Origin of the sequence: Maricaulis sp. (assembly GCF_048270095.1) — a bacterium.
Taxonomy (GTDB): Bacteria; Pseudomonadota; Alphaproteobacteria; order Caulobacterales; family Maricaulaceae; genus Maricaulis.
The window spans coordinates 47,021-71,341 of record NZ_JBLWTL010000005.1 but is presented as its reverse complement, the minus strand read 5'-3'; the positions used below and the strand labels follow the sequence as shown (position 1 = coordinate 71,341).

General features: G+C 60.4%; 19 protein-coding genes. 9 read left to right on the top strand and 10 right to left on the bottom strand.

From position 1 onward, the window contains the following. Window positions 1-311 precede the first annotated feature (311 nt). Window positions 312-1,379, top strand: a complete 1,068-nt coding sequence (locus tag ACN0YJ_RS04835; RefSeq protein WP_417495548.1) for a glycosyltransferase family 4 protein — start codon at window positions 312-314, stop codon at window positions 1,377-1,379. A gap of 60 nt (window positions 1,380-1,439) precedes the next feature. On the opposite strand, the gene ACN0YJ_RS04830 is transcribed toward ACN0YJ_RS04835, so the two are convergent. From ACN0YJ_RS04830 to phnC, 4 genes are all read right to left on the bottom strand, one after another. Then, the gene (locus tag ACN0YJ_RS04830) at window positions 1,440-2,495 is read right to left on the bottom strand and encodes a substrate-binding domain-containing protein (protein ID WP_417478335.1); all 1,056 of its coding nucleotides are present in this window, start codon (window positions 2,493-2,495) and stop codon (window positions 1,440-1,442) included. 61 nt (window positions 2,496-2,556) lie between these two features. Beyond that, window positions 2,557-3,759 carry an OprO/OprP family phosphate-selective porin gene (locus ACN0YJ_RS04825; protein WP_417495501.1) on the bottom strand — a complete coding sequence of 401 codons (1,203 nt, stop codon included), beginning with the start codon at window positions 3,757-3,759 and terminating at the stop codon, window positions 2,557-2,559. Between the two features lie 250 nt (window positions 3,760-4,009). Next, window positions 4,010-6,016 carry a phosphonate ABC transporter, permease protein PhnE gene (gene phnE / locus ACN0YJ_RS04820; RefSeq protein ID WP_417495500.1) on the bottom strand — a complete coding sequence of 669 codons (2,007 nt, stop codon included), beginning with the start codon at window positions 6,014-6,016 and terminating at the stop codon, window positions 4,010-4,012. Next, window positions 6,013-6,810 (bottom strand): phosphonate ABC transporter ATP-binding protein, encoded by a 798-nt coding sequence (gene phnC / locus ACN0YJ_RS04815; protein WP_417478332.1) that lies wholly within the window; start codon window positions 6,808-6,810, stop codon window positions 6,013-6,015. Before phnC ends, phnE begins: the two co-directional genes overlap by 4 nt. Window positions 6,811-6,879: 69 nt before the next feature. Here phnC and ACN0YJ_RS04810 point away from each other — a divergent pair, with 69 nt between their 5' ends. Beyond that, the gene (locus ACN0YJ_RS04810) at window positions 6,880-7,362 is read left to right on the top strand and encodes a prepilin peptidase (protein WP_417495499.1); all 483 of its coding nucleotides are present in this window, start codon (window positions 6,880-6,882) and stop codon (window positions 7,360-7,362) included. Window positions 7,363-8,292: 930 nt separating this feature from the next. Here the strand turns inward: ACN0YJ_RS04810 and ACN0YJ_RS04805 are convergent. Together ACN0YJ_RS04805 and ACN0YJ_RS04800 are read right to left on the bottom strand one after the other, a co-directional pair. After that, window positions 8,293-10,017, bottom strand: coding sequence for a hypothetical protein (locus tag ACN0YJ_RS04805; protein ID WP_417495498.1), 1,725 nt, complete (start codon window positions 10,015-10,017; stop codon window positions 8,293-8,295). A gap of 214 nt (window positions 10,018-10,231) precedes the next feature. Continuing rightward, complete coding sequence (locus tag ACN0YJ_RS04800; protein ID WP_417495497.1) at window positions 10,232-10,579, bottom strand: DUF1428 domain-containing protein; 348 nt, start codon at window positions 10,577-10,579, stop codon at window positions 10,232-10,234. Between the two features lie 361 nt (window positions 10,580-10,940). On the opposite strand from ACN0YJ_RS04800, the gene ACN0YJ_RS04795 reads away from it, so the two are divergent. Then, window positions 10,941-12,179, top strand: coding sequence for a type III PLP-dependent enzyme (locus tag ACN0YJ_RS04795; RefSeq protein ID WP_417478328.1), 1,239 nt, complete (start codon window positions 10,941-10,943; stop codon window positions 12,177-12,179). Next, window positions 12,176-13,222: a 1,9-bis(guanidino)-5-aza-nonane synthase gene (locus ACN0YJ_RS04790; protein WP_417495496.1), complete on the top strand. Its 1,047-nt coding sequence runs from the start codon at window positions 12,176-12,178 to the stop codon at window positions 13,220-13,222. The genes ACN0YJ_RS04795 and ACN0YJ_RS04790 overlap by 4 nt, the downstream gene beginning before the upstream one ends. A 93-nt stretch (window positions 13,223-13,315) precedes the next feature. Here ACN0YJ_RS04790 and ACN0YJ_RS04785 read toward each other — a convergent pair whose 3' ends face one another. Next, a complete protein-coding gene (locus tag ACN0YJ_RS04785) occupies window positions 13,316-13,942 on the bottom strand; it encodes a hypothetical protein (protein WP_417478326.1) in 627 nt (208 codons plus the stop codon). 392 nt (window positions 13,943-14,334) lie between these two features. Between ACN0YJ_RS04785 and ACN0YJ_RS04780 the strand changes: the two genes are divergently transcribed. The 5 genes from ACN0YJ_RS04780 (at window position 14,335) to ACN0YJ_RS04760 (ending at window position 19,011) form a co-directional block, all read left to right on the top strand. Continuing rightward, window positions 14,335-15,330: a hypothetical protein gene (locus ACN0YJ_RS04780; RefSeq protein WP_417478325.1), complete on the top strand. Its 996-nt coding sequence runs from the start codon at window positions 14,335-14,337 to the stop codon at window positions 15,328-15,330. 754 nt (window positions 15,331-16,084) lie between these two features. Further along, window positions 16,085-16,678 (top strand): hypothetical protein, encoded by a 594-nt coding sequence (locus ACN0YJ_RS04775; protein ID WP_417478324.1) that lies wholly within the window; start codon window positions 16,085-16,087, stop codon window positions 16,676-16,678. Window positions 16,679-17,465: 787 nt separating this feature from the next. After that, window positions 17,466-17,930 carry a hypothetical protein gene (locus ACN0YJ_RS04770; RefSeq protein WP_417495495.1) on the top strand — a complete coding sequence of 155 codons (465 nt, stop codon included), beginning with the start codon at window positions 17,466-17,468 and terminating at the stop codon, window positions 17,928-17,930. A gap of 131 nt (window positions 17,931-18,061) precedes the next feature. Continuing rightward, a complete protein-coding gene (locus ACN0YJ_RS04765) occupies window positions 18,062-18,703 on the top strand; it encodes a MarC family protein (RefSeq protein WP_417478322.1) in 642 nt (213 codons plus the stop codon). An 83-nt stretch (window positions 18,704-18,786) separates the two neighbouring features. Continuing rightward, window positions 18,787-19,011: a hypothetical protein gene (locus tag ACN0YJ_RS04760; protein WP_417478321.1), complete on the top strand. Its 225-nt coding sequence runs from the start codon at window positions 18,787-18,789 to the stop codon at window positions 19,009-19,011. On the opposite strand, the gene aguB is transcribed toward ACN0YJ_RS04760, so the two are convergent. The 3 genes from aguB to ACN0YJ_RS04745 all read right to left on the bottom strand — a co-directional run bounded on the left by aguB (window position 18,972) and on the right by ACN0YJ_RS04745 (window position 24,201). Continuing rightward, on the bottom strand, window positions 18,972-19,835 hold the full coding sequence (aguB, locus tag ACN0YJ_RS04755) for an N-carbamoylputrescine amidase (protein ID WP_417495494.1): 864 nt from the start codon (window positions 19,833-19,835) through the stop codon (window positions 18,972-18,974). The genes ACN0YJ_RS04760 and aguB overlap by 40 nt on opposite strands. Window positions 19,836-19,840: 5 nt before the next feature. Continuing rightward, window positions 19,841-20,857, bottom strand: coding sequence for an agmatine deiminase family protein (locus ACN0YJ_RS04750; protein WP_417478319.1), 1,017 nt, complete (start codon window positions 20,855-20,857; stop codon window positions 19,841-19,843). Window positions 20,858-20,997: 140 nt separating this feature from the next. Beyond that, complete coding sequence (locus ACN0YJ_RS04745; protein ID WP_417495493.1) at window positions 20,998-24,201, bottom strand: TonB-dependent receptor; 3,204 nt, start codon at window positions 24,199-24,201, stop codon at window positions 20,998-21,000. Between the last annotated feature and the right edge of the window lie 120 nt (window positions 24,202-24,321).

The following is a 24,321-nucleotide window of genomic DNA, read 5'->3' as shown; positions in this document are numbered from 1 at the left end:
GAAGACGGAATCTTCGCCTTGACCGGCACTGCTTTTCGAGCCCTTTTCCCCGGACGCCCGGTTCGCGATGCGCGGCGACTGACCCACCCCGGCGGAGCAACCGCTATCGCCGCTTCATTGCCCGCAAATGCCCGCTATGCTGGGCCAGAGACAGGACGAGCCTGCCAGTGCCTGGCGCCGCCCGTAGCAAGAAGGCAGACGACAACGCGATGACCGAACAAACAGAACGCCCCGACGCCGACATTGATGACGATGACGCTGCTGCTGCGGCCGATACGGAAAATGGCGGCGACGACCAGCCGCAACGCATCATGCTGGTGACCGATGCCTGGGAGCCACAAATGAACGGGGTCGTGCGCACCTTGTCGCGCACCGTCGCCGAATGCCGCGCCATGGGCCATGAAGTCGAGGTGATCCATCCCGGCCTCGGCTACAAGACCATGCCGCTGCCGACCTATCCGGAAATCCAGCTCGCCTTCGGCGCCCGCAAGGATATCGCGCGCCGCTTCAAGGAATTCGAGCCCGAAGCGATCCATATCGCGACCGAGGGCCCTCTGGGCATGGCCGCACGCGCGATCTGCGTGAAATGGAAACTGCCCTTCACCACGAGCTATCACACCAAATTCCCCGAATACATCAATGCCCGCTTCCCGATCATCCCGCTGGCGGCCGGCTATGCCTTCATGCGCTGGTTCCATAATGCCGGCGGCCGGATGATGGTGACGACGCCGTCCATGCGTGACGATCTCGCCGCGCGCGGCTTCAAGAATCTGACCCCCTGGGCGCGCGGCGTCGACACGGTCCAGTTCAACCCCGACAAGCGGATGGTTGATGGCAAGGATGTCTATGAGGGTCTGGAACGCCCGATCTGGGTCAATGTCGGACGCATCGCGGTCGAGAAGAATATCGAGGGCTTCCTGGAGCTCGACCTGCCGGGCACCAAGGTCGTGGTCGGCGACGGGCCGCAGCGCGAATCGCTCGGCGTCAAATACCCCAAGGCGGTATTCCCGGGGTCGAAGTTCGGCGATGAGCTGGCGCGCTATTTTGCCGATGCCGATGTCTTCGTCTTCCCGAGCTGGACCGACACATTCGGTCTCGTCAATCTGGAAGCCATGGCCTGCGGCACACCGGTCGCGGCCTTCCCGGCCCACGGCCCCAAGGATATTATTCCCGGTTCGGGTGGCGGCTTCATCAATGAGGATTTGCGCCAGGCCTGTCTCGATTGCCTCGAGATCGACCGCGCCGCCCCGCGCGCCCACGCCGAGAAACATTCCTGGCAACAGTGCGCGATCGACTTCATCATCAATCTCAAGCCTCAGCCCAAGCCGGAAAGACGACGTTTCTGGCAACGCCTGCGCCGCCGGCGCGTCGAGGACTGAAGCTGAATAAAAAACGCCGCCCCTCGGGGCGGCGTTTTCCATGTCAGTCTGCGGCGTCGACTATTCCGGCGCCTGCGTCATGGCGGTCAGCGAGCGGGCCGCTTCGCCGACCGTTTCACGCCCACCATCGGGCAGCGGGATCAGGCCGCGATCCGTCAGATAGCCAAACTCGCCCCAGGCATCGTCCGAGGTGAACTCACCGACATACTCGGCCAGACCAGGCACGAGGCCGGCATGCTGGTTCTTGACGTAGAAGTAGAGCGAGCGGGACACCGGATAGGACCCATCCGCAATATCATCGAATTCCGGCGCCACGCCATTGATGATGGCACCGTGCAGGCGATCCGAATTCTGATCGAGGAAGGAAAAGCCGAACACGCCGAAAGCATCGGGCGTATTGATCAGCGTCTGGACGATCGCATTGTCATTCTCGCCGGCATCGACCCATTTTCCGTCTTCGCGAATACGGCTGGCAATACCTTCGAAACGATCGCTGTCGCTGTCCTTGAGCGCGTCCATACAGGCAATACCGGCTGCCCCGCCCTGCATGGCCAGCTCGACGAAAGCATCGCGCGTGCCGGAGGTTGGTGGTGGACCGAAGACTTCGATGCGTTGGGCCGGCAGGGAGGCGTCGATATCTGACCAGCGATTATTCGGATTGGCGATAAAGCTGGTGCAGGTGTCATCGGCGGGCACTTCTGCCGCGAGTGCAAGCCAGAGCTGGGTCAAGGTGAGTTCCAGCGGCGGATTGCCGTGATCAGCGGAGCCGAGCACGATACCGTCAAAGCCGATCTGCACTTCGGTGATCTGGCGCACGCCATTGGCCTGGCAGCGCTCATACTCCGAGGCGTGCATGCGGCGCGAGGAATTGGTGATGTCCGGCTGGTCAAGGCCGACACCGGCACAGAACAGACGGAAGCCGCCGCCCGAACCGGTCGATTCGACAACCGGCGTGGAGAAACGCGTCTTGGCGCCGAATGATTCTGCGACCGCGGTCGAGAACGGGAAGACCGTCGAGGATCCGACGATACGGATCTGGTCGCGTTGCTGGGCCTCGGCGCCGGCGCCAAGCGCCAGGACAGCGGCGAGGGCTGCAAGATGGGTGGTGATTTTCATGCGTCTGATTCCCTTTTCAGTCAGAGACGATGATGCAGGCCACAGCCTGAACCGGTGATGTCTAGAAGTCCCACTGGACGCGCACTTGCGGCCCGGACACATCGGTATTGGCTCCGCCGGCGACAGCCAGCTCACCGGTGACGTAATTGGCCATCACCCGGAAATGATCTTCCACATACCAGTTGAGCCCGACCGTCCAGGTCGTCAACGCGCCGGCCGCGACGTCGTTGAGGTCGGAATAATCATATCGCGCCGCAATCTCAACAGCCCCCGTCCCGCCTTCCGAAACCGGCCTGGCCGGACGCGTGCGGCTGAATGTGCCGCTCGACGTGCTGTAGCTGCGCGTCTCGCCAGTGATGAAATAGCCCAGATTGACGAAAGCACTGTCGATCCGCGGATTGCCCGCCGGCCCGTCCAGCTCCATCGTCATGTATTCGGCATGGGCATGGAAGGAGCCGGAGACCGTCGCGGCTTCCAGCCCGATAAAGGTCGAGCTTCCGGCTTCGCCAAGCGCACTGCCCGGACGGAAGTCGGCAGTCACAATGCGGTCCGTGATATGGGTACGCGGACGGGCGCGGACGCGCGTGCCGGCATCGCCATAATCAAACTCGCGCACCGAAGCGCCCAGATGCACAAGAAGGGCATCGGTATGGACCGGCGTATAGGTGACGCGGGCCGCGATGGCCGAGCTGTCATCGAGTTCGAAGCTCTCGCTCAGATCGCCCGGCGCACCGCCATAAAGGCCTGCCTTGACGGTGTAGTTTTCGCCGTGATGGGCAATGGCGACGCCAACCCGGCGGCCGAGCCCGAAAAGTTCAATGCCCGTCCCGCGTTCCATGAAGGTGATATAGCGCGAGGATGTCTGCTCCTCGAGCGAGTTCGGCGTCTTCATATTGCCGGCCAGGATATCAAAGCCGTCAGCATGGAAAGTGAGATAGGCATCCTTGGCAATGACCGCCTCATCGATCAGATCGAACTCGGCGACATAGCCGACGCCGGAATACTGGCCGGTCACGCCCAGGCGCGCTGTGCGGATTTCACTGGCATTGAATGAAGTGGTCGTGCCGGCGCGTTCGAAATCCACATTGGCGGCATCGAGATAGATGCGGCCGCGGAAGGTGAAGCTGTCGCCGCTCGCGGCATTGCTCCAGCCGGGCACGCCGTCAAATTCCCAGCCGCTCGCAGCGTCCGCATGGGCGGATGTCAGTGCCGTGGAAGATGCCAGTGCAGCCAATACAGTGCTCGCCAAAATACGTCTGATCATCGGGCTCTCGTCTCTGATGGGCGCCAACCATCAGAAGCGATGGTTTGGTCGTACAGCCCGAATGTGACAATCGGGCGATTGTTTCGTGAAGCTTGTTTCTCGGTTTCGGTAATTCCGGAATTAGCGATATTCCGAAGCCATGACGCTTTTGCGACGCCTGCATGACAGGTTTGTTGCACTGGATGGACGGCAGAAAAAAACCGCCGCGCGAGAGCGCAGCGGTTTTTCATTCAAACGTCGTATGCGCCAATCAGAGCAGGCGTTTACGCAGAAGCTGGGACATCATGTCGATCGCACTGACGGCGAGAATGATGACGATGACGATCGCGGCAGTGCGCTGATAATCAAAGGCGCGCACGGCCTCGAACAGGATCTGGCCGATACCGCCGGCACCGATCAGGCCCAGCACGGTCGCGGAACGCGCATTCGATTCGAAGCGATAGAGCCCGAAGGACGTCCAGAGCGGCGCGACCTGCGGGATCACGCCCCAGATCACCTCATGCAGTGGCAGGGCGCCTGTCGCCCGCACACCTTCGACGGGACCGTGATCGATCGCTTCGACGGCTTCGGAGAACAGCTTCGCCAGCACACCTGTGGTGTGGATCGCGAGCGCCATCACCCCCGCCAGCGGCCCCAGACCAACGGCGGCGATAAAGATCAGGGCGATGATCAGCTCATTGATCGAGCGGAACACATCCATCAGACGCCGCACCGGCTGTACGACCCAGCCCGGTGCAACATTGCGGGCGCTGAGCAGGCCGAAGGGAATCGCCGCGATGACCGCGATGAAAGTACCCCAGATCGCGATCTGGACCGTGATGATCATCTGCGGCACCGCTTCGGCGATGCCGGCGCGCAATTCGGTCCAGTAAGCCCCGCGCGATGCGGCGCTGGAAATATCGTCGGGGAAGAAGCCGGCGAGGAATTCCTGCATATCGCCGAAATTCTCGACCAGGAGATAGCTGCGGTCCATGTCGGCCGGATCAAAGCTCCAGACCAGGATGATGATCACGCCGGCGGCGATGAAGGCATTCGCCAGCCGCTCGGTCAGCGGAAGCTTGGGTCCGGGGCCGCGCGGGGCACCAGCCCAGAGCAGGCCCGCCAGCAACAGCCCGGCGAGGAAGACCAGACCGCCCATCAGCGGCCAGTTACGCGTCGACTCCAGTTCCGCATCGCCGCCATTGCCGGCCTGCCCGGTCGCACTCGACAGGCTGACAAGCTCGGTATTGCCCGCTTCGACCTCGGCCAGCCGGGCTTCCAGCTCGGCAACGCGCTGGGCGCGCTCGGCATCGGTCAGGTCGGTATTATTGCGGGCCAGGATCAGGTCGCGAACGATTTCCAGCTGCACGATCGGATCGAGATGCGTGTTGGAGGCGGGCAGGAAGAGACCAAAGAAGAGCGGCTCAAGTACCGCGCGGGCCTCGGCAATCTCTTCCGGCGTGCCGCGGCGGCCGTAATTCATGAAGAAGGATTGCAGCCGCAGCTTGGCTTCCTCATCGAGATCATTGCGCCAGATGATCGGATCCGTGCCGATCGCGGGCGAGGTCCAGATCGTGCGGATGCGCGAGGCGATTTCCGGGCGCGAGCCGTGCAGCACGGTCAGGCTGGTGGTGTTATTGGTGCCGACATCAATCAGGCCATTGGCGACCGCGACCGCATTGGCCTCGTGATTGGCATTGCGCACCGAGTTGAAGCATTCCGCCGGATCGATATTGCGCGGCGCAAAGATGAAGGCCGAGGGCACAAGATAGCCGGAGGTCGAATTGGGATCGCCCATGCCGAAATCGAGCGAGCGATCACAGGTCAGGATATCGTCGAGCGAGTAGATATCGCTGTCGGCGGGCACGATGAGGACGGAATTATAGCCCTCACTGCCATCGGGATAGGTGGCCTTGGCGAAGACTTCACCATCGGCGAGACGCACGGCCTGCAAGCCGGAGAAATTGGAGAACCAGGCAAATTGCACGCTGTTATAGCGCATGCCCTGGATCATGCCGGCATAGTCGGAGGCATAGAAGGGCTGGATATCATAGCCCGTCCACTCCGACATCGCATCGATCAGGGGCTGCCAGTTGGCCGACTGATTGGAGGAGGATTCAGTCGCGATAATGCCGAAATTCAGCGTCCCGCGCGACGCGGCAGAGCCGCTGCCGGTGGTCTCATCGGCATCCGGCGTCGACGCCGGCGCGCAGGCGGCCAGCATCAGGCCAAGACCGGTGACCAGCGCACGCAAGCTCTTTGTTACCCAGCCGCTCATGCGTCATCTCCCCCGTAGAAGGCCTGCTCATACTCAGGGCCGTAGATCTCGATCAGCTTTTCCTGGGTCAATTCCAGGCTGGGTCCGTCAAATACGACGCGGCCCTTGTTGAGTGCCACGATGCGGTCGCAGAACTGGCGCGCATAATCGACCTGGTGCAGCGTCACGACGACGGTGAGATTATCCTTGCGGTTCAGCTCGCGCAGCAATTCCATCACCGTGCGCGCGGCGACCGGATCGAGCGAGGCGATCGGCTCGTCAGCGAACAAGACCTCGGCGCCCTGCACCAGGGCGCGGGCGATGGCGCCGCGCTGCTGCTGGCCACCGGAGAGTTTGGAGGCGCGGCGGGCGGCGAAGCCGGCAATGCCGACCCGCTCGAGCGCATCCATCGCCTTTTGCTTGTCAGCGGCCGGGAATATTCCCAACGCACCGCGCCAGGGCGAAATCCGGCCCAGCGCACCGATCAGCACATTGCCGAACAGCGACAGACGGCCGACCAGATTGAATTGCTGGAAAATAAAGCCGAGATGCGAACGGTGCTCGCGAACGCCCGAGGCAATCTTGCCCTTCGACTGCATGCGATGACCGAGCACAGAGACCGGCCCGCAATCGGCATCGGCCACTTGCAGGGCAGCGGCAACGCGCAGCAGAGTCGATTTTCCCGAACCGGAGGGTCCGATCAAGGCCACCATCTCGCCACGTGCGACGGACAGGCTGACATGGTCGAGCGCTTTGGTTTCGCCGAATGTCATTTTCAGATCTTCGGCGTGGAGCGCCAGAGCGGCGTCTGTCATCTTGGGCGTCCCCCTGTTTGGTCACGGCTTTGTGGCGTAAGGGCATGACACATTTGTGACAAGAGGAAGATGATGCTGATTCACGCTGCGACCGTAATTTTGTTTTTCACGCTCGCGGCGCTGAGCCTGATTGACGCGCGCACACAAAGGCTTCCGGACGTTTTGACCCTGCCTCTGATCGCCGCAGGGATTGCAGTGAACGGACTGATTTTTTCTGATCTTTGGGCAGCGATCATCGGCGGAGCGCTCGGATATGGCGTGCTGGTCGCGCTGGAACTGGCCTATAAACGCTTTCGCGGCCGCGACGGCCTCGGCCGCGGCGACGCCAAATTGCTCGCCGCCGGCGGCGCCTGGTGTGGCGCCTGGCTACTGCCAATGGTCCTGCTGGCGGGCAGCGTCAGCGCCCTGCTCTATGTCCTGTCCCTGGCCCTGATCCGCCGCCGCGCGCCGGACCCGCACCAGCCCCTGCCGTTTGGCCCCTGGCTGGCACTGGGCATCGCGCTTTGCTGGATCTGGCGTGCTTACGGGCCGGGGATGGTGGTGGGGTTTTGATCTGCGGCTGGATCGGTGGCGCCCGAAGGCATGAGCGGGTTCAGCGCGACAGAGCGGTCCGCGGGGTCTGACGCGGCCGATGCGCGTAATTTGATGAATGGGGGCCCGGCGCCAATTAGTCCGGACGCCCCCCCGCCACGCGGTTTTGCGTTTCTCGCGGCAAACACTCTGCCAGTCTGTCATCCTGTCATTGCGGGGCTGCAGCCCTGCCGGTAAATGCCCGGACGCCATGACAGGGCGCATGGCAGAGGCTGTCAGTCTGCCACCGAAGCACCGGCCCTGCGCCTGGACACTGCCGGCCGTCCGGCGGCATTCCGGCGCGGCGCGGACGCGTTTGTGGTGATCAATCGACGATGTCAAAGAGCGAAGGCGGCCACGATTATAGCGCCGCACCGCCCGGGGGCGGACAAGTTGGACGGCGGCGGAGACGGCAGCTGTGCTGCAGGTGCGGTCGCCGTCGGCGTGTTGATGTGAGGCGGCGAGCGGATCGGGCCAATGCGGGGCCAGACCCCGCCCGGAAAACCATGCCGGCATCCGGCCAGGCTGGACTTGTCTCGTCAAGGGTCCTGACCGCGAAGCGGCGCTCCCGCGCCCTTGACGAGACAAGTCCAGTCTGGCGCCCTGCTTGGCAAGGGTTTCAGGGATGGCTCTGCCCGGCGCGGGTCGGGGCAAAACTGGAAATTCAAACAATCTTATAGAGGCTTGGCTTGCGGGAATGGGTGCCGGCACCATTTATTCCGAGGAAACGCTATTCGTTGATTTCACGCAGACAGGTTACCCACTCTGCGACGATCACTGGGTCACAGACTTGGCAACCAAATCCGCCCGCCGCCGCCCCGGCCTCCCGGGGCGTCCGCGCAGTGAGCCTTGATGGAAAAACGGTACGTGTCCCCGTTCATTCCACCATTGCAAGCTTCGGGACCGACCCAATCATAGCCGCCGAATAATCTTCAAAAGTGCTTCTCCAGCCTCCGAATATGGTCCATTTGTCCTGTGGGGTCGAATACCCCCCTCAGCCTGCATATGGCGGTGAACTTGCGCCCTTGCGACCTCCGCGTCCTCCCGAAGGATAGTCATCATTTCAAGAATTGCCGGTCGCGCGAAACTCGCATCGGAAAAATCCGTAGAGGCCAAGCCTTCCCACCGCGAATCAATTGCAAAATCTTGTGCCACTTGCCGTGCCCGGTCATGGTTAAGGTCTAAGCGCCCCGCTGGGACTTCATCACCAATCACAAACATTGCGTCCATCAAGCCATCGAATAAAACCGCCTTCATGAACTCGCTTTCCATGCCGAGCATACCTGACAGAGTTGCAATCAAGTCGCCGGAAACCTGATTTGAGATTCCGACCAACGCCGCGACTCTAGGTCTACGGAGCTTGAATTCTTCCAGACGCGCGCTGAGGTTTTCAGGGCTTGGCGGCGCACTGAGCGCGAACTGCGCATCGGGTGGAAAATTTTGGGTTAGACGACTTGTCTCAACAAACTCAGATGAGGCAGCCGCCCACCCCCGCAAACGAGCCAGCGTCGATATATATTCGGCAAGAAACCGCCTATGCGAACAAATTAAAGTCTCGCTTCCCAGCCGAAAATAATCGGTCGCGGGGTCCCATATTTCGGCATATCTTGCATATTCAGCATCCGTCAGTTCATTTGATTCTGTTGACTCTGCGTTCAGTGCCAGACACTCCCTGTACCCAACCCTAATAGCTTGGGTGGCCCTCTCGGCATTTCCATTGTCAGGGCTTAGAAACTCAGCAAGCACCAGCACGCGGAAGGCCTGAACTGCCTCGGCCTCTAACCGAGAGGATGCTGATGGAAGCGATATGTCGCTTAGATGACCAAAGCTGCGGTCGACATGCTGACCACCAATCGACATAATTCCCAAGAAAGCGAAAGCGGTTGAACAGGTTGCGGCATATTTAGAAATTTTACCCGCCCATCGGAGAGTGACTGCGCATCCAAGAGCAAGTGATATTACACACAACACAAAGAACGACGCAGAAATAAGATTCATTGGAAAATTGACGTTAAGCCAAGAACTTACCCTAAACAATAGAGTCGCCGTCTTTATAAAAACTGTCGAATAACCAATGCTTGCAAATGCCGCGATAATGCTTACTATAGTGAGGGAAAAAATTGACACCAACAATATTGAATCGAAATTCCTCTTAATGACGACCATCGCCAATAGAGAGGGAGAGGTTTTATGTGATTGCCCTTCGAAACTTCTCGACCGTGAGAAAATGTTTCCGACAATCCCTTTAGCGGGACCATTCAATTTCAGCGCGAGGCCGAAATATCTGCTATCTCTCACAATAACATGAATCATAAGCAAGGATAGGTAGGCAAAAAATAACGCCGAAACCGACGAGTATGTGGCAACAAACGATATTGAAATTATAGCCATAGATACAATTGAAACGACCCAGCTGAAAAACCTAGCAGGTGGCTTGTCACTATAAAAAAGAAACGCAATAGACCTAAGAACTAGAAATGCATAAAAGAGAATTACTGGAGCGGCAAAAAATGCACCAGATGCCATAGACGAATCAAGCCGCAATACAATGTCACTGGCACTATACTCGACCATAGCTACGGTCGAGTATAGTAAAATATAAACAAAGGCAAAATTGTGCACTATATAGTTATCCACTCCATTATCAGCCGGCAGAATCCACCTAAGAGGCTTATTTTTTGAAGCTGGGTTTGCGCTCTGATCGTCGCCCTTGTGTACCATTATCGCACCCCAAACCTGAGATTAGCTGTTGTGTCTTAAAGCAGCGGGTCACGTACCGTTTTTCCCGGCGAGCATCGATTAAAACGAGGCGCCTGTCCCCGTTTATTCGGCGCGCCCCCGCTCCGCCCGTTCAGCTCTCCTGCACGAGCTCGAATCCGGCGAAGATCATGCGTTTGCCGTCGAAGGGCATCTCCATCGCCATCATGCGCCCGTCCTGCATCAGGGCCTCCCAGGCCTTGTCGCGGGTCGCCCGGTCGGGCCAGGTGATCCAGCCCACGGCGACGGTCTCGCCGGCCTTGAGATTGACCGCGCGCTTGAAGTCGGTGACCTCGCCGTCAGGCACATCATCGCCCCACGCCTCGGTGACGGAAATCGCCCCCTGTTCCTTGAACAGCGGCGTCGACTGGCGCGAATGCTCCAGATAGGTCGCCTTGCTGGCGGTCGGCACGGGCATGACGGTAATATCGAGAAAGGGCATGGTCGCTCGCTATGGCTGGCTCTATGGCTCGGTTCGGGGGCCCGGTTCAGCGGCCCGGTTCAGGGGCGCCGCTCGGGCACGGGCAGGATTGCCGCAAGGCATTTTGCCCATCATGGACGATAACACACGCGTTTTTCGCGGCCATCCTGACAGAATTCGCGCGCCAGCCCGCGCCTGCCTGCACGAAATTTCCGCGTCCGGAGCACCCCCACACCCCCGCCCCGCGCCTGCCCCGGCAAGCCTCCTGCAGCACTTTCTGATATTTTTTTCTTTACACGATCGGCAATAGGCCCTACTCGCGTTTTCCCGGCGGAGGTGACGATGCCGGATTGGGTAAACAACTAACAGGGGGTCACGTGAATTGCACACGTACCATACTCCCCTGGACCTGGTCCGCTTACGGCACCTAGAAAAGCCGGTCGTCTGTGCACGTCCGGATCGTCTGGCCCGAGCTAGCCATTGGTTTCAGGAAAATTTTCCGGGTGAAGTGCTCTACGCCGTCAAGGCGAATCCCAGCCCATGGATTATCGACGGTCTGTACGCAGCCGGCACGCGCTTTTTCGATGTCGCGTCGATCCCCGAGATCGCGCTGATTTCCGAGCGTTGCCCGGACGCGAAGAAGGCCTTTCTGCATCCGGTCAAGAGCCGCGAGTCGATCCGCCGCGCCTATTACGAATTTGGCGTGCGCATCTTCGCGCTCGATACCGAAGCGGAATTGAACAAGATCCTCGAGGAAACCAATCACGCGGACGATCTGACTTTGATCGTGCGCCTGGCGGTGTCCAATGAGGGGGCCGTGTTCTCGCTGGCCGGCAAGTTTGGCGTGCCCGCCTTCGACGCCGCCGAGCTGATCCGTAGCTGCCGCGCCCATGCCGATGAGCTGGGTGTGAGCTTCCATGTCGGCAGCCAGTGCATGCTGCCTTCGGCCTATCGCTCGGCGATGATGGAGGCCTCGCGCCTGATTGCCCAGGCCGGCGTTACCGTCGACATCGTCGATGTCGGTGGCGGTTTCCCGTCCATCTATCCCGGCCTGACCCCGCCGCCGCTGACCGAATATGTCCGCGCCATCGAGGATGCCTTCGAAGAGATGATGGTGCTGGAGAATGCCGATCTGTGGTGTGAGCCCGGCCGCGCCCTGGTTTCGGAAGCGGAATCGGTGCTGGTGCGGGTCGAATTGGTCAAGGGCGATGCGCTCTATCTGAACGACGGCGCCTATGGGCGCCTGTTCGATGCGGCGCATTCCAAATGGCCTTTCCCGGTGCGCCATCACCGCGCCAGCGGCGCGAGCCAGGCCGAAACGGCGATGTTCCGTTTCTTCGGTCCAACTTGCGATTCGCTCGATGCCATGCAAGGACCATTCGAGCTCCCGGCCGATACCGCCGAGGGTGACATTATCGAGATCGGCATGCTCGGAGCCTATGGGACGGCGATTGCGTCGGACTTCAACGGCTTTGGCAGCACGGAGCTGGCCATGGTGGCGGACGCCCCCTGGCCCTCCATGTTCGATCAACAACCAGACCGGGCGACCGGCGAGGACTCGACGGTCATCAATCTGGCCCGCGCCCGCCGCCGCCGTCCGAAATTGCGGAGACGTGCATGACTGATCAATCGAACCGTAAAGCGGAACTCCTGTCCTCCCCTGTCGAGCATATCGACATTACGGCTTTCGATGGTCGTCCCCTGATCGACGCGTGGGAGAAGATGTCCTTCACCTCGCGCGATGCCGCGCGCGCCTCGCGCATCCTGCAGGCCGCCGTGGCCGATCCGGATTGCAGTGTCATCCTGACGCTGGCCGGATCGACCTCGGCCGGCGGCTGTATGGATGTCTGGCGCGATATGGTGCGTCACAACATGGTCGACGCCATCGTCTCGACCGGCGCCGCCATTGTCGACATGGATTTCTTCGAGGCCCTCGGCTTCAAGCATTACCAGGCGAAGGAAATCCCCGACGACCGCATATTGCGCGATCTCTATATCGACCGCATCTACGATACCTATATCGATGAGGAAGAACTGCAGGCCTGCGATCACGCGACGCTGGAAATCGCCGACATGCTCGAGCCTGGCCCGCGCTCCTCGCGCTCTTATATCAAGGCGATGGGCAAATGGCTCGCCGACGGCAATGCCAAGAAGCCAGGCTCCCTCGTGCAGGATTGCTATGAGCACGGCGTGCCGATCTTCTGCCCCGCCTTCTCCGACTGCTCCGCCGGCTTCGGCCTGGTCAAACACCAGGTCGAGCGCATGAAGGCCAAACAGCCCTATCTGTCGATCGACAGCGTCGCCGATTTCCGCGAACTCACAGAGATCAAGATCAAGGCCGGCAAGACGGGCCTGTTCATGGTCGGCGGCGGCGTCCCGAAAAACTTCGCCCAGGACACCGTCGTCTGCGCCGAAATCCTCGGCGAAGAAGTGCCGATGCACGCCTACGCCGTCCAGATCACCGTCGCCGACGTGCGCGACGGCGCCTGCTCCTCCTCAACCCTCAAGGAAGCCTGCTCCTGGGGCAAGGTCGACACCGCCCTGGAACAAATGGTCTTCGCCGAAGCAACCACGGTGGCGCCGGTGATGGTGTCGTCGGTCTATCATACGCGCGACTGGGAAAAGCGGCCGCGGCACAGGTATGCGGATATGTTTGCGGACTAGCGTTTGCGCCAGGCTGAACGGGAAGAGCCCTGGCGGGGACGCTGGGGCTTTTTTTTGTGGGGTGCGTGATTGAACTTGCTAGAAATACTACTTTCAACACTTCTCAAGTGTGTCTGGGTCAATGGTCGACCAAGGATTTTTCTCATAATCCAATAACGGTCGCCCCAACACACAAGTTTTTCCGCTTGTCCGATCCGGCCAGTACACTCCAAATGGCACAACATTGGAGTGCCGATATATCTTAACGAACTGGAGAGGCCCGCCTACAGTAGGATGCTTTGCCTCGCGGATAAGATCGCGCAATACTTCAAATGGTTCCATATCCAGAGACCCGCTATCAATTTTCCCTCTGCTTTTGAGGAGAGCAGTAAGTCGCTCCTTCGCCTCTGCTACCACGGTCTCATCGCCAACAAACTTTACAACTTTTCGTGCTTCCGCTGCTTGACCCCGCCATGCTGATACCGGTCGAAATGTGAACTTTTGGATGTTGGAGTCAAAATGCAGCTCCCAAATTCGAAACTTTCCCTGTTTCCATGAATAGCCACTCAAAAGGAAAACTGCCTCTGGGGGATCTGCTTCAACTTGTCCGAACGGCAGGTTCTTGATGAAAGACTGAGTGTCGGTAAACACTCTCACCAAATGCCCCTTGAGATCCGAGATATCCATCACCCTATTGGAAGCCGGATTATGCATGTTGATCGCGTTCACTGCCTGAAGCATCAGGGGGTAGGCATCATGAGTTGCGCCGGCAAATGAGATTACAGCATCAGATCGAGGGAGGAGAACGATCTTAGGATTGCAGTCCCATGCGCGTCCGCCAGACAGCCGACTATCTGACGCCACAACGAGTTCGGTCGTTTTTTTTTACAATGCGCTCCCAAACAATTCCCAGCGTCATCACAATCCCAACTCTATGGTTGCGTAAAATCCTATCACTAGCCATTGTGTTAGCACAAAAGGTATTGTCCCAATTAGCTTTAACTATTGGTGACGGAGCCCCACTATTTCAGCACCAAGGCAGCGCGAGCGAGCCAAGCGGGGCCATGGAAAATTAGAAGCGGGCACAACATTTGGCAGAATCTGCTTCACTGGCGCAACATCGGACGGCATCAATGTTCAAAAATCTCCAAAAAGAGCTGCGAAGACTCGAACTCACAACAGAGATTTCGGTACCAATAGAACAAGATCCCGAGGGATTCTACGATAAAGAGTGTCCCTCTGAGCAGTGCTATTTTCTCTTTAAAATACATGGCGATGATTGGTCGGAGATCGTCCGTGACGAGGAAGTTTTTTGTCCTTCCTGTCGGCACTCCGCGCCAGCCAAGTCATGGTACCCTCGCGCTCAGCTCAAGGCAGCTCGCGACTACGTGCTCGGAACAATCGCCAACTCGATGAATCGGGCCATGCGGGCAGACGTTGCAGCTTCTAAAAGACGGCAAAGCCGAGAGTCATTTTTGAGCATTACGCTTGATGCAAAAGGTGGGCGGAATGCAGTGCTGGTGCCAGTGAAAGCTGCGGAACCACTGCGTTTGAGAACAATCTGTGAGGCTTGCGGATGTCGATATTCGTATGTCGGTGCTGCCTACTTCTGCCCAAGCTGTGGTGCGAATTCTGCCGACCACACTTTCAAGCAAACGTTGAATACGATTCGCACCGCTGCCAGCCTGGGTGAAACGCTCAGAGCGACTCTCAACCCCGATGAAGCCGAAGTGATTGCCCAAGCCCTTCTTGAAAAGGCGATCCAGGACGCGGTCATGTCGTTCCAGAGACTTAGCGAGCAGTTATATGAAAGACGGACGGGGAGGTCACCGCGTCGAAACGTTTTCCAGAACCTAGATTCTGGCTCCGAATTGTGGAGAACGGAGATAGGACGGGGCTACTCCGATCTAGTTGATGCATCCAGTTTGCGGAAATTGAGGATTTATTTTCAACAACGTCACCTTTTGGCTCATCAACAGGGGATTGTGGACCACGACTACGTGGATCGAAGCGGAGACAAATTCTACAACCTCGGCCAACGTCTGATTATCCGAAAGATCGCTGTGCTAGAATTTGCGGATTTAATCGAAAGTCTCTGCACAAAACTGATGAAAAATGCGAACAGCTAAAACGAGGAAATAGTCAAAAACGGGGACACACCATTATCCGCCGTGATTTCGGCGACGATAGCGCCCCGCCCCTCTTCCCCAATTAAAAAGCCGCGCCCCGGCGCACTCCACCCCATAAACCCATGCCAGCCAGCGGGCCAGAGGGTCTCAGCGCCGTCAAGGCCGCCTTCGGCGCCGCGTAGCGGGCATGCGCCTTGACGGCGCTGAGACCCTCTGGCGAAATCCCGGCAAGGAATGAATGGGTGGGTGTGGCGCGCCTGGCGCCCGCCTTTTCACGACGCCCGCACACCCCGTCCTTCTCCCTCAGGGAGAAGGTGGCCTGCAGGGCCGGATGAGGGTGGTGGCTTGGCAGTTGGGGGCGTTGCCCACCTCACTCGCCCGGAGCCTGCCCCGGACGGGCCGAAGGCCGGATCCGGGGGGCCCCCTCTCCTCAAGGAGAGGGACGGGCTGTCGCGGGTCGCCCTCCATCCTGCATCTTTGAGTTGTATTGCCTCCCCAAAACCCGCATCATCGCTACAGAGCTCGCACACCCGTTGACATTTGTTCACACGCCCCTTAATCTCAGGACAGATCATGGCCCGCCGCCGCAGACACCCGGACAAGGATGTTGAGGCGGCGATTCAATATGCCGAGACCCGAGGCTGGCGCATCGAGAAACGCAAAGGCCATGCCTGGGGCCGTCTGTTCTGTCCCTGGGCGGATCGTTCCGGGTGTATGATCTCTGTCTGGAGCACGCCGAGGAGCGGCGCCAATCATGCCCGGCAGATCAGACGCGGCGTCGATCAATGCGACCACAGGGAGGCGGATGATGCAGGCATATGAATTCACAGTGATCGTGTCGGGCCTTGATCCGGCGGCCGATGATTTCGAGGATCGCCTGTTCGAGGCGGGCTGCGACGATGCCACGGCGATGCTGATGCGCGGCGCTGTCGCGATCTGTTTCATCCGCGAAGCCGGGGATTTCGCCTCTGCCGTGCTGTCGGCCTGCCGGGATCTGGTCCGGGCCGGCGCCCGCCTTGAGCGGCTTGAGCCGGATTTTCTGGTCAACCAGTCGGAGATTGCCGTGCGGGCCGGGCTGACGCGCGCCGCGATCTCCAATTATGTCAGCGGGGAACGCGGCAACGGTTTTCCGCCGCCGCATGCCCGCGTGACGACGAGCAGCCCCTTGTGGGACTGGGTCGAGATCGCCGGCTGGCTGCATACGCATCACGCCCTGCCCCTCGAAACCGTCAACGAGGCGCGCATCATCCGGTCCGTGAATATGGCGATCCGGGATAGCGCTGACCTGGATATCGCCAGGCTCGAACGCATTCTCGACCTCGCAGCGCGCGGGACGGCGGCTGCGTAGGGGCTTCGCGCGTGAGCGCGGGGCCGTCCATTGATCCCTTGTCAGCCAGCAGGCCGTATCCGGGCAAGGGATGAATGGGTGGGTGTGGCGCGCCCGGCGCCTTGTTGCTCACAACCGCTGTTTCAGCGTCATTCCAGCGCAGGCTGGAACCCAGTTCACAGAGCACCATCGCTGGCCGGGCGGGCGCCTCCACACTTCAACTCATCGCTGAATCTGGGTCCCAGCCTGCGCTGGGATGACGATGGGTTGGCCGGTTGAGCTAGCTGGCCAGCGGCCACTTATCCCCGCCCTCAACAACAATCCCACGTCATCCCGGCGCAAGCCGGGACCTCGACGTAATCGCGTGTGACGCCTGCGATATCGAGGTCCTGACTTTCGTCAGGATGACGGCGCTGAAGGGCTGCCCGAAAAAAACTTATCCCCGCCCCTGTCCGCTGCCCCCACAATCGGCCCGTTCCTGAGCCACTCGAGGCCCGGACCGGTTATCCGGGGGCGCAGGGAGTACGGAGCTCGTCCGGGTTGGCTGGTTGACCGCAGCACGAACCCCGGCGTGGCCACTGGAGAGGAAGGCGGCATAAAGCTCGACCGCACAATCCTTTCCGGTTTCGAGACGGGGGCCGCAAGGCGTCCGACCAAATCTCCGTGTGCGGGGTGCCTCCGGTGCCACTCACATAGACTCACCCGACCGGCCCCGGCCGGCACCCCGCACTCCTCATCCCGCCAGGTGGCGACACCGTGGCGCCAATCGGCCTGCCGGGCCCCGGAAACACGAACAAGGAGACACGCCATGAGCCGACGCTCGCAATCCGCACAACGCACCCACTACCACCCCGCCAGCCACCTGGATGACGCCACGCCGCCCGACCCGGGGCAGACCGGGCATACGGCGCTGGTCGCGGCAGCCGGGGCGATGCGGGCCGGCAATGGCCGCGCGGCGCGGCAATTGCTCGGCTTTGCCCGCGACTTTTTTGCCCAGACCCGGGCCGAAATGGCCTTGACGCGCGACCGCCTGAGGCTCGCCGCCGAGACCGAGGCGGCCGAACGCCAGGCGCTGGTGGCCCTTTATGCCCGGCCCGGTCTGGGCGCCGCGGCGTTCGAACTCAACATGCAGATCAAGGAAGACGCCGAGGCGATGCGCGGCGCGCGGGCCGTCGGCGACCCGCTGCCCGAGCCGCGCTGGGAGGAGAGCTGGGAACTGGCGGGCGAGACCATGCCCGACGGCTGGCAAGGGCGCGGTTGCGGCGGCGCGTGAAGCGGGGCGGGCAACAAGGCGGTGTTCGCTCCCCGCGTTTGTGCATGACAAGCCTGCACACCCATGCACAAGAAAAGCCGTGACGCCCGCGCCAAGCCCCGCTAAGCGGGGGGCAGAACAGGATTGACGCCATGACCGAACTCTTTCTCTCCGCCCTCGTGACCTTCTTCGTCGCCATTGATCCGCCCGGTGTGGCGCCGATCTTCTTTGCGCTGACCGATGGTTCACCCAAGGCTCACCGCCGGGCGATGGCGTATAAATCGATCATCATCGCGACCGGCGTCTTGCTCGCCTTTGCCCTGGGCGGACGCTATCTGCTCGACGCCATGCATATCAGCCTCGACGCGTTTCGCACCGCCGGCGGGGTCTTGCTCTTCCTGATGGCGCTGGAAATGATCTTCGAAAAGCGCACCGAGCGCCGCGAGGAACGGGCCGAGAAACTGACCGAGGAACATGAGGCGCATCCGGAAGTCTGGGACGATATCTCCGTCTTCCCGATGGCGATCCCGATGCTCGCCGGCCCCGGCGCCATCGCGACAATCATGCTCTTCATGTCCGAAGCGCCGACCATGGCGCATCAGGGCGTCGTCTTCGCGGCCGTCGGGATCAACCTCCTGCTCTGCCTTGCGGTTTTCCTGGTGATCGGACCGGTGATGAAATTCGTCGGCGCCTCGATGGCCGCCATGATCACGCGGATTCTCGGCGTCATCCTGGCTGCCCTGGCGACCCAGTTTATCTTCGACGGGATCCACGGCGCCTTCATGGCCGGCTAGGCGACAACGAAAAATTAGGCAAAATCTGTCAGTCTGCTCGCCTAAGGGTCCGTCAAAGAGACCCGCAGGTGATGGAGAATTGGATGGGTTTTCGTCTCGCCATGACAGTCGCCGCAGCCCTGTTGACCACGGTCGGGCTGACCGCTGCCGCTTACAGTTTCACGCAAGGACAGACCGATCAGGCGATTGCCTTCGGCTGGCCGGCGATCGCGATCGCCATTGCCTTCGCCATCGTCATCCCGTCGCAATCACGGGCAGATGCGCAGATTCAGGACTTGCTCGAGAGCGGTTTGAAAAACGGCTCGTAGAGGTCGGGCCGGCGGTCGCGGAACACACCCCAGGCGGCGCGATGCGTCTGCAGGAAGTCGCGGTCAAAGCTGGCCGACACAATGCCCTCTTCGGTCTTGTTCAGCTCGGAGACCTTCTCGCCGCTATGGTCGCAGACAAAGGATGAGCCGTAGAAGACCTGGCCGTCTTCATTGCCGATCCGGTTGGCAGCCAGCACAGGCATCACATTGGCCACGGCATGACCCTGCATGGCGCGTTGCCAGCGGGCCGACGTATCGAGGCTGTCATCATGCGGCTCCGAGCCGATCGCCGTCGGATACATCAGCACTTCGGCCCCCATCAGCGCCATCGCACGGGCCGCTTCGGGGAACCACTGGTCCCAGCAAATCCCGACACCGACCCGGCCATGGCGCGTGTCCCAGACCTTGAAACCGGTATTGCCGGGGCGGAAGTAATACTTCTCCTGATAGCCGGGGCCATCGGGAATATGGCTCTTGCGATAGACACCCATCGCGCTGCCATCGGCATCAATCATCACCAGTGAGTTATAGTAGGCCTGCCCGTCGCGCTCATAGATCGAGACCGGAATCACGACGCCGAGCTCGGCGGCCAGTTCCGACATGGCGATAACGCAAGGATGCTCCATCGCCGGCCAGGCACGGGCGAAATTGGCCTCATCCTGGGTCTTGCAGAAATACGGCCCCTGGAAGAGCTCGGGCGGCAGGATGATTTGCGCGCCAGCGGCCGCAGCCTCGCGGATCATCGCCGAGACACGTTTGATATTGTCGGCGATATCCTCGCCGAACCCGGTCTGCAGGCCGGCAATGGTGATGGTGTTGGTCATAGAGGTCAGGCCTTGGGAATATGGGTCGTGACGCAGTGGAAGGCACCGCCGCCGCTCAGGATAGCGCTGGAACGGCAGCCGACAACCTCATGGCCTGTAAACAGGGCGCGCAAGGCGTCGAGCGCCGCGGCTTCACTGGCGGTACCATAGGTCGGGACCACAAGATTGCGCGGCCCGATCACCCAGTTCATATAGCTCGCCGGCAGCACATCGCCCGCCTTGTTGACGACGCGGCCCGGCGACGGGATGCGGTGCACCTGCAACTTGCGGCCACGGGCATCGGTCATGGCCGCCAGCTCACCCGCGATCTGCTCGAGCATTTCGGCCTGCGGGTCATCCTCGCCATAGGCTTCCATACACACGACTTCGCCGGGACGGACGAAGCGGGCGATATTATCGACATGCCCATCGGTGTGATCGCCGACCAGACCTTTATCGACCCACAACACCGTCTCGACGCCGAGCGCGGCTTTCAGCCTCGCCTCGACCACGGCTTCGGTGAGGTCGGCATTGCGGTTCTTGTTGAGCAGGACATCGCGCGTGGTGATGACCGTGCCTTCGCCGTCGAATTCGAGAGCGCCGCCTTCAGCGATCATCTCGACATCGACAATGCGGGCCCCGACCATGCGGGCGATCGCGGTGCCGACGGTCTGGTCGCCGGGGATCTGGAATTTGCCGCCCCAGCCATTAAAGGGGAAGCGGGCCGCAACCAGCTCACCATCGCGGCGCAGGAAAACCGGCGCTGTATCGCGGGTCCAGACATCACCGTAATTCTGGCGGACCAGGACCGCCTTGTCGCCCATCGCCGCGCGTGCCGAGGCCTCGGTCTCGTCATTGGAGACAAGGATCGTCAGCGGCAGGCGCGCGCCGCCGGGCACAGGCTCGGTGACGGCGGTCAGGAAGGCCGTGAACTCGACCCGGGCGGGCGCGAGGTTTTCCAGCCAGATACTCGCCTCGGCGGGCCAGCAGGTGACGATCTGATCGGGGGTCTGCGATTCGTGGGAAATGGTGTGATTGCTCATCGGCGCGCCTCTATCGTGCAGCGCGCCTCTATCACGCGTTTGACCGTGATGCGAGCGCAAAAAAGCAAGCCTCCCACGCAAAAAAGAAGGGCGGCCCGAGAGCCGCCCTTCCACTGTGTATTCACATGCTATGCCAGTGCTTAGAAGTCGTACTTCACACCGAACAGAACCTGCCAGGTCGACGCGCTGGAGACGCGGGACTCTGCGGTCAGAGGGTTGAAGCTCTCGAACACATACTGGTTCGTACCCGCATCATATTCCGCATCAACGATGCTGCGGATTTGCGGATAGCTCGCCTGGGTCAGGATACCCCATTCATCATTGATGAAGTTGCCGAGGTTTTCGATCACCAGGTAACCGGCAGCGCGATGGCCCGGCGCAAAGGCAGGGAATTCCTGCTCGACACGCAGATCCATCTTGGTCCACCAGCTGCCTTCATGCGAGTTGCGTTCGTCGATCGCACCGCGGCCCAGGCCTTGAGCGTCGGTGTAGGCAAAGAAGGCTGCCGTATCGAAGCCAGGCGCGAACCGGACCAGCGGATCGCTGGCATCGGTCGGCACGTAGAGGAGGTGACGACGGTCAATGATATCGCCGAACATGTCGCCGTCATCATTGTCGAACGAGAAGGAGTAACCGCGCGACTGGCTGACCTGGCCGAACAGGGTTGCCCGGGTGGTCAGATCGTCGAAGAAGTCATGCTCCCAGGAGACCCGGCCCGTAAAGCGATGCGGAATCTCATAGTTGGATGTCGCAGCTTGCGGGTTGTTCGGGTCGGACACAGCCACACCGGCATAGTTCGAGAAGGCCACCGAAGAGGTCATCGGATTGGCATCTTCAGACTGGGTGTAGGCATAGGCGGCCGTCCAGCTCAGGCCGAGATTTTCATGTTCACGGCTGACCGCCAGCGACATGACGAGCGATTCGCCACCATCGAAATTGGTCAGGATGAAGTCCTGGTTGAAAATACGGCTGGAACAGGCTCCGGCGGTCGGGACGACACAATCCGGGTCGCTACGATCGATCGAACGGTAGATCGGACGACCGTCCGGTGCCGTATCGACCTGCTCGAGCGTCGCGTCGACGATGCCGGCTGCGTCGCGGCTTTGCGAGTACAGCAGGTCACCCATCACCGTATAGCCTTCACCGAGGAATGGCAGATCGCCATCATAGGTGAAGCCCAGTGCGGCTTTCCATTCGGCCGGGATTTCGAAATCCGGGTCGATGGCATTGACGCTCGAATTGGCAGCGCCGCCGGCGACATTGTCATACATGCTTTGTGGAACGCCGAAGATCGGACGGCCCGCGCCGCCTTCGTCTGCGACATAGGTTTCTGTGCCGGTCAGCAGGTTTTCCGGACCGAAGTCCGTCAGCTGAACAGCGGTCAGGCCATCATTTGCGAAGTTGTTCGACACCCAGACGTTCGGGTTTCCGCCGGAGTAGAGACCGAAGCCACCACGAACCGTCAGATCGCGACGGGCATCCCAGGTGAAGGCCAGGCGTGGCTGAACCAAGCCACGTCCGTCCAGGGAGTCAGCATTGGTGTAGCCGTTGCGTGCGATGAAGTTCGCATTTTCGTTCGGCACATCATCGGTCGTGTACCAGTCGTAACGCAGACCGGCGATCAGGGTCAGACCATTTGGCCCAGACCATTCGTCCTGCGCGTAGACGGTGTTGATGTCGTAGGTGAAGGTCGCGCCGGCATCGGCAGGATTATTCGAACCGCGGGCATTGCCGTAATAGATGCGGTTCACATCGCCATTGCGGAAATCATTGATGGAGTTGAAACGCCACTCACCCTCGGTGTGCTGAACAAAGAGGTTGAAGATGTCGTAGGTCAGACGCTCGGCACCAAAGGTGAAGTAGTGGTCGTTCCACTGATAGTGGGCCACACCCTTGAGGGTCATCGTCGAGTAATCGAGGGCGTTGGACTGACGCGAGTCATCGGCACCAAGATAGACGGTGTTGCCGCCGACGCGGATCTGGACTTCACCGAAATCGGTCCCGTTGATCGAGGCCTGGGTCATCTCGACTTCCTGGTAGGAAGCGCGCAGCTCGGTGGAGAAGTTGTCCGTCCAGTTGGAGAAGAGCTGGGCGGTGTAGGCGGTGAGGTCGGAACCACGATTATACAGGTGGTTCTCGTACTCGAACTCATTGTTGTCGCCGTCAGACTCGGTGCGGTTGGCACCTTCCGACTGGTTGTAGGTCAGGGCGAAACGATGGTCGTCATTAATGTTCCAGTCGACGCGAACCAGGATGCTCTCATCGATGACCGGTGCATTGCCTGGAACACCACCGGGCTCATAGCCGTAGACGTTCTGGGCGATATCGAGAATGTCGGCATAATCGGCCTGGCTGAAGCCGATGATTTCGGTCGGGGCGCCGGAACCTTCTGGACCGCGGTCGAAGATGTCGATGCCTTCAAAGCGCTCATAGGCAGCAAAGAAGAAAAGCCGGTCCTGGATGATCGGGCCACCGAAGGTGATGCCATAACGCTTCTGGTCGTATTCAGGAACGGTGAAGTTCGAACCTTCCAGCGAGTGCCCCTGAAGGCCATCGGCGGTGTAATCGTAGAAGACGCCGCCGTGGAATTCATTGGTGCCGGACTTGGTGACGGCATTGATGTTACAGGCGGTGAAGCCACCGTATTCGACGTCAAAAGGTGCCAGCTCGACGGAGACCTGTTCGATCGCGTCATAGGAGAATGGCATGCGCTGGGTTGGGTAACCGTTCGAGTTCAGACCGAAGCCGTCATTCAGCCCGAGACCGTCAACGGTGAGGCTGTTATAGCGTGGGTTGGCACCGGCGCACTGAATGGAATCGTTGAAGGATTCGTCGATATAGATGCGCGGATCCTGGCGAACCACATCAGCGAGAGCGCGGTTGATCGCCGGCGTATCCTGAAGGTCGGCAAGGGTGAAGGTCGAGTTTGGACCGACGGCGGTATTCATCGCCTGGATCGCGGAAGCGGTCACAACGACGATGTCGCTGGAGCCGGCAGCAGCCGACATTTCGAGATTGAGCGACATGCTCTCGCCGAGGGCGAGGAAAACGCCTTCAACCCGGCGTGGCTGGAAGCCATCGGCGGTGACAGTCACATTGTAAGGGCCGCCAACGCGCAGGCCCGAGGACGAAAAGCCGCCATTGACGCCGGTCGACGTTCTCGAGACCGAGCCGCTCGGCGTGTGCACGATGGTGACACCGGCACCGGACAGCGAATTTCCGGCACCGTCGGTGACCGAACCGCGAAGCGAGGAAGAAGTTTCCTGCGCATAAACCGCGGCGGGCGCGGCTGCCAGCAAGGCGATAGTCGCCGCGCTGAGTGAAAGTTTTTTCATGAATGTCATTTGGAGGTGTCCCCCTAGGATCGACCAAACGAGGGAGCGGGTCCCCCAACGAAGCAAGCGCCTCGTACGCTGGACGTTCGAAGAATCCAAGACAGCTGCGCGAAGGTTTTGTGACACTCG